Source organism: Longimicrobium sp. (assembly GCF_036554565.1).
GTDB lineage: Bacteria > Gemmatimonadota > Gemmatimonadetes > Longimicrobiales > Longimicrobiaceae > Longimicrobium.
The window spans coordinates 1-4,638 of the sequence record NZ_DATBNB010000574.1; the positions used below are offsets into that span (position 1 = coordinate 1).

4 protein-coding genes and 1 pseudogene are annotated in these 4,638 nt (G+C 70.3%); 1 reads left to right on the forward strand and 4 read right to left on the reverse strand.

Annotation, left to right across the window (positions count from 1 at the left end; all coding sequences use genetic code 11):
- The 4 genes and pseudogenes from VIB55_RS25520 to VIB55_RS15770 all read right to left on the reverse strand — a co-directional run.
- Nucleotides 1-138, reverse strand: a pseudogene (locus tag VIB55_RS25520) (1-deoxy-D-xylulose-5-phosphate reductoisomerase); the annotation flags it as partial.
- A gap of 7 nt (nt 139-145) precedes the next feature.
- Nucleotides 146-1,000, reverse strand: coding sequence for a phosphatidate cytidylyltransferase (locus VIB55_RS15760; RefSeq protein ID WP_331877617.1), 855 nt, complete (start codon nt 998-1,000; stop codon nt 146-148).
- Between the two features lie 10 nt (nt 1,001-1,010).
- Nucleotides 1,011-1,724: an isoprenyl transferase gene (locus VIB55_RS15765; RefSeq protein ID WP_331877618.1), complete on the reverse strand. Its 714-nt coding sequence runs from the start codon at nt 1,722-1,724 to the stop codon at nt 1,011-1,013.
- Nucleotides 1,725-1,944: 220 nt separating this feature from the next.
- The gene (locus tag VIB55_RS15770; protein WP_331877619.1) at nt 1,945-3,426 is read right to left on the reverse strand and encodes an MDR family MFS transporter; all 1,482 of its coding nucleotides are present in this window, start codon (nt 3,424-3,426) and stop codon (nt 1,945-1,947) included.
- A 419-nt stretch (nt 3,427-3,845) separates the two neighbouring features.
- Here VIB55_RS15770 and VIB55_RS15775 point away from each other — a divergent pair.
- The coding region (locus VIB55_RS15775; RefSeq protein WP_331877620.1) for a carboxypeptidase-like regulatory domain-containing protein at nt 3,846-4,638 on the forward strand (793 nt) is incomplete at its 3' end.

Below are 4,638 nucleotides of genomic sequence, written 5' to 3' on the forward strand. Positions count from 1 at the left end.
GACCAGCTCGCGCAGGGCGCCCGCGTTGCGGTGGGCGGTCAGGGCGACGGCGCGAAAGCGGTCCGGGTGCTGGCGAAGGACGGCGCGCGCGCTCGCGCCGATGGAGCCGGTGGCCCCCAGGATGGCGACGCCCTTCATCCGTCCCTCAGTACCCCACCACGAAGCGGAAGAAGGCGTACCCCAGCGGCAGGGTGAACAGCAGCGAGTCGAAGCGGTCCAGCGCGCCCCCGTGGCCGGGAAGCAGCGTCCCCGAGTCCTTGACCCCCACGTCGCGCTTCCACAGCGACTCGGCCAGGTCGCCCAGCTGCGCGAAGACGGAGACGAGCAGGCCCAGGAGGGCGCCTTCCCAGAGGCTGGGCTGGTACGTCCAGAAGCTGGTGAGCAGGTACGCGTAGGCGATGCCGCCGATCACCCCGCCGGCGATGGCGGAGAGCGCGCCCTCCACCGTCTTTCCGGGGCTCACCCGCGGGATCAGCTTGCGCCTGCCGAACGCGCGCCCGCCGAAGTACGCGGCCGAGTCGCTGATCCAGGTAAGGAGAACAGGGGCCAGCAGCAGCGCCGGCCCGTGCAGTTCGCCGCGCAGGTCGGGCAGGTGGCGCAGGTACAGGCCGAAGCCGAGGAGCGCCGCGTACCCCGCGCCGAAGACGGTGACGGCGGTGGAGACCAGCGGCTCACCCTCCACCCCCCGCGCCCAGATGCACACGCAGGCGGCGGTGATGGCCAGCAGGACCAGGGCGATCGTCGGGAGCGGGTTGCGCACGCCCTCCTGGGGCATGGCCCCGGCGGCCAGGACGATGGCCGCGGCGCCGGCCGAGCCCAGGAAGGCCAGGGGCCGGGCGGGCTTCTTTTCCGCCATGCGGTACAGCTCGAACGCCGTCAGCCCGGCGCAGAGCGCCAGCAGCCCCGCCAGCACCCAGCCGCCCATCCACACGGCGGCCAGGGCGGGGGGAATGCCGGCGATGGCCACGCCGACGCGCTTCAGCGTTTCCGATGCCGCCACGGGAGAATCTTCAGGAAGCCAGGACGCGGCCGAACCGCCGCTCGCGCCGCTGGTAGTCCAGCAGGGCGCGGAAGAAGTGCTCGCGGCCGAAGTCCGGCCACAGCACGGGGGTCACGTACAACTCGGTGTACGCCAGCTGCCAGAGCATGAAGTTGCTGATGCGCTGCTCGCCCGAGGTGCGGATCAGCAGGTCCGGATCCGGATCCGCCGGCGTGTACAACTGCTGGCTGAACAATTCCTCGTCGATCTCGCCCGGCAGCAGCGTTCCGGCCGCGATGCGCTCCGCCAGCTTTCGCGCGGCCAGCACGATCTCCTGCCGGGCCCCGTAGCTGATGGCCAGGTTCAGGCGCATCCGCGCGCCGCCGCGGGTGTGGTCCACGATGGACTGGATGGCGGCGCGGGTGCGCGGACCCAGCCGGTCGAGCTCGCCAATGCAGTGCACCTCGATCCCCTTTTCCTTGAGGTCGCGGCGCTCGCGGCGAACGTACAGTTCCAGCAGCCCCATCAGCGCGGAGATCTCGGTGGCGGGGCGCCCCCAGTTCTCCTGCGAAAAAGCGTACAGCGTGAGCACCTCTACCCCGGCGTCGCCCGCGGCCTCCACGGCCTGGCGAACGGCCTGCATGCCGGCGCGGTGCCCGAACTCGCGGGGCTGCCCGCGTTCCCGCGCCCATCGCCCGTTGCCGTCCATGATGACGGCCACGTGGCGGGGCACCGTTCCGTTCAACCGGATTTCCTGGAGAAGCTGCTCGCAAGACATGCCGGGTAAGATGGACGGCTGCGGCGGGTTTGTCAAAGCAAGTTCTTTTCGACTGGACGGAATTGGATCACGCAGAGGCGCAGAGCCGCAGAGAGCCCATCCGCTGCCTCTCTGCGGCGCTGCGTCTCTGCGTGAGCGCCCGACGGAGCTGGAGAAAGAACGAGAGTACGGGCTGTGCCTGGACGTCTCACGAGCCCTCTGCGTCGCGCCGCAGCTCCGGAATGCGCCACGCGGCGAGCAGCGTGAGCAGGGCCATGAGCGCCACGCCCCAGAACACCCAGTGCAGGCTCTCCGCCAGGCCGCCGCGCACGAGCGCCAGAACGTCGGAACTCAGGCCGGCAGTGCGGGGAGTCGCCTCGCCCAGCAGGTCCTGGATGCTGTCGAGCGACACGCGCCCCTGCAGCCCCTCGCGTTCCAGGTAGCGCGCCATCTGGTAGTTCAGCATGCCGCCGAACAACGCCGCGCCCAGGGCGTTGCCCAGAATCCGCATCAGCATGTAGGACGCGGTGGCCACGCCGCGCTGGTTCCACGCCACCGTCGTCTGGATGGCGACGATGGAGGTGGTGCTCACGAAGCCCAGCCCCACCCCCACGAGAAACGAGCCGATCCCCGCGGGCAGGGGGCCGCGCGACGAGAACAGGGCGATCAGCAGCGTGCCGGCCAGAATGGCCACGCCACCGGTGCGCACCAGCCGCTGCACGCCCAGCCTCACCAGGCTGAGCCCCGCCCAGAACGCGGAGAGGGGCCACCCCAGCGTCATCGCCGACAGGGTGAACCCCGCCAGCAGCGCCGACCCGCCCAGCACCCCCTGCACGTACGTGGGAAGAAAGGTGATCAGCCCGATCATCATGATCCCCGACGCCAGCGTGGCCAGGTTGGCGTAGCGGATCAGCGGGCTGGCCCACAATTCCAGGTGCATCAGCGGGTCCGGCGCGCGGCGCTCCTGGCGAACGAAGAGCACCAGCGCCGCCACGAACACCGCCAGCAGCGGCCCCGCCGCCGCCACCCCCCAGGTGCCGGCCTGGGTGAGCGCCAGCATCAGCGAGCCGACGCCCGCCAGCAGCAGCACGGCGCCGGGATAGTCGATCTGCCGCTTCTCCCGCTCCACCCCCTCGTGAAGGTACATGGCCACGAGCGCGATGGCGGCGATGCCGAAGGGCACGTTCACCCAGAAGATCCACGGCCACCCCACGCTGTGCACCACGATGCCGCCCACCAGCGGCCCCACGATGGACGCCAGCCCCCACAGCCCCGACATGTAGCCCTGGATGCGGCCGCGTTCCTCGATGGAGTACAGGTCGCCCGCGAGCGTGGTGGTGATGGGCTGCACGGCGCCCGCCCCCAGCCCCTGCACGAAGCGGAAGGCCACGAGCATGGGCATGGTCCGCGCGAAGCCGCACAGCACTGAGCCCGCCACGAAAACGATGACGCCGGCGATGAACACCGGCTTGCGCCCCACCAGGTCAGAGAGCTTGCCGAAGATGGGGATGGCCACGGCCTGCATCAGCAGGTACGACGAGAACACCCAGCTGTAGAGCGAAAAGCCGCCCAGCTCGGCGGCGATGCTGGGCATGGCCGTGGCGATGATGGTGCCCTCGACCGCCGCCATGAACATGGCCAGCAGCAGCCCGGTGAACACGAGTCCCCGGTGGGTGGTTGCTTCCTTCAACGTGCTCCGCCTGGAAAGAATCGAAACGCGAAAAGCGGCCACCGGGCCGCCGCCCTGCTCCGGATGCACCGACCGTACCCCCGGCGGGCCACGGGCCAAGGAGGAGGCCCGCGCGGACCTCCCCGCCTCGCCCGGCGCCGGGCGATCCCCGCCGGCCGCTGAGCAAACTTGCGCATGGCAGGGTAACGCCATACCTTCTCTGGTTCAGATCACCATTCCGGCCAGCCCGGCCTCCGGTACTCTCAGCCCTGTCGTCCCTTCGGTCCGTTCGGACGTCCGCTCCATGCGGGAGCCATGGCGCTCGCGCATCCCATTCCACCCCTGCGCACTGAGAGGTCATCTCGCACAGCCGCGGTACGCGTGAGTTCTCAAACACCCCCCCACGAGGATGTATGTCGAAACGAATTCTATTGTTTGTGTTGACGCTGCTGCTGATTGGCGGCAGCCCCTCCGCCGCTTCGGCCCAGCAGCGGCAGGTGAGCGGCACGGTGACCGGGCCCGACCAGCGTCCGGTCGGCGGCGCCTCGGTTACCATCACGGGCACCACGCGCGGAGTCCAGACGGATGCCGCCGGGCGCTACACGATCTCCGTTCCGGCCGGCGCCACCTCGCTGACCGTGCGCCGGATCGGCCTCGCCACCCGCACGGTGGCCGTAGCCGCGGCGCAGAGCTCGGTAGACGTGCGGCTGCAAGACGACATCCTGAACCTGGATGCCGTCGTGGTCACCGGCCAGGCGACCGCCGTTCGGCGTGAGAACCTCGCCAACGACGTCGCGGTGGTGAACGCGCGGCAGCTCGTGGGGAACGCGCCTGCCCAGACGGTGGACCGCGCGCTCCAGGGCAAGGTGGCCGGCGCCACCATCCGCACCAACTCCGGCGCCCCCGGCGGCGGCGTGCAGATCCGCCTGCGCGGCCCGGCGACCATCACCGGCAACTCCACCCCGCTGTACGTGGTGGACGGCGTGGTGGTGAGCGACGTGGCCATTCCCGGCGGCCAGAACGCCATCTCGCGTGCCGCGAGCGCCGTGGGTGTGAACTTTTCCACCCAGGACGTGGTCGTCAACCGCATCTCGGACCTCAACCCGAACGACATCGAGAGCATCGAGATCCTCAAGGGCGCCTCCGCCTCGGCGATCTACGGCTCCAAGGCGTCGAACGGGGTGATCATCATCCGCACGAAGTCGGGCAGCACCGGCCGCACGGCCGTGAGCG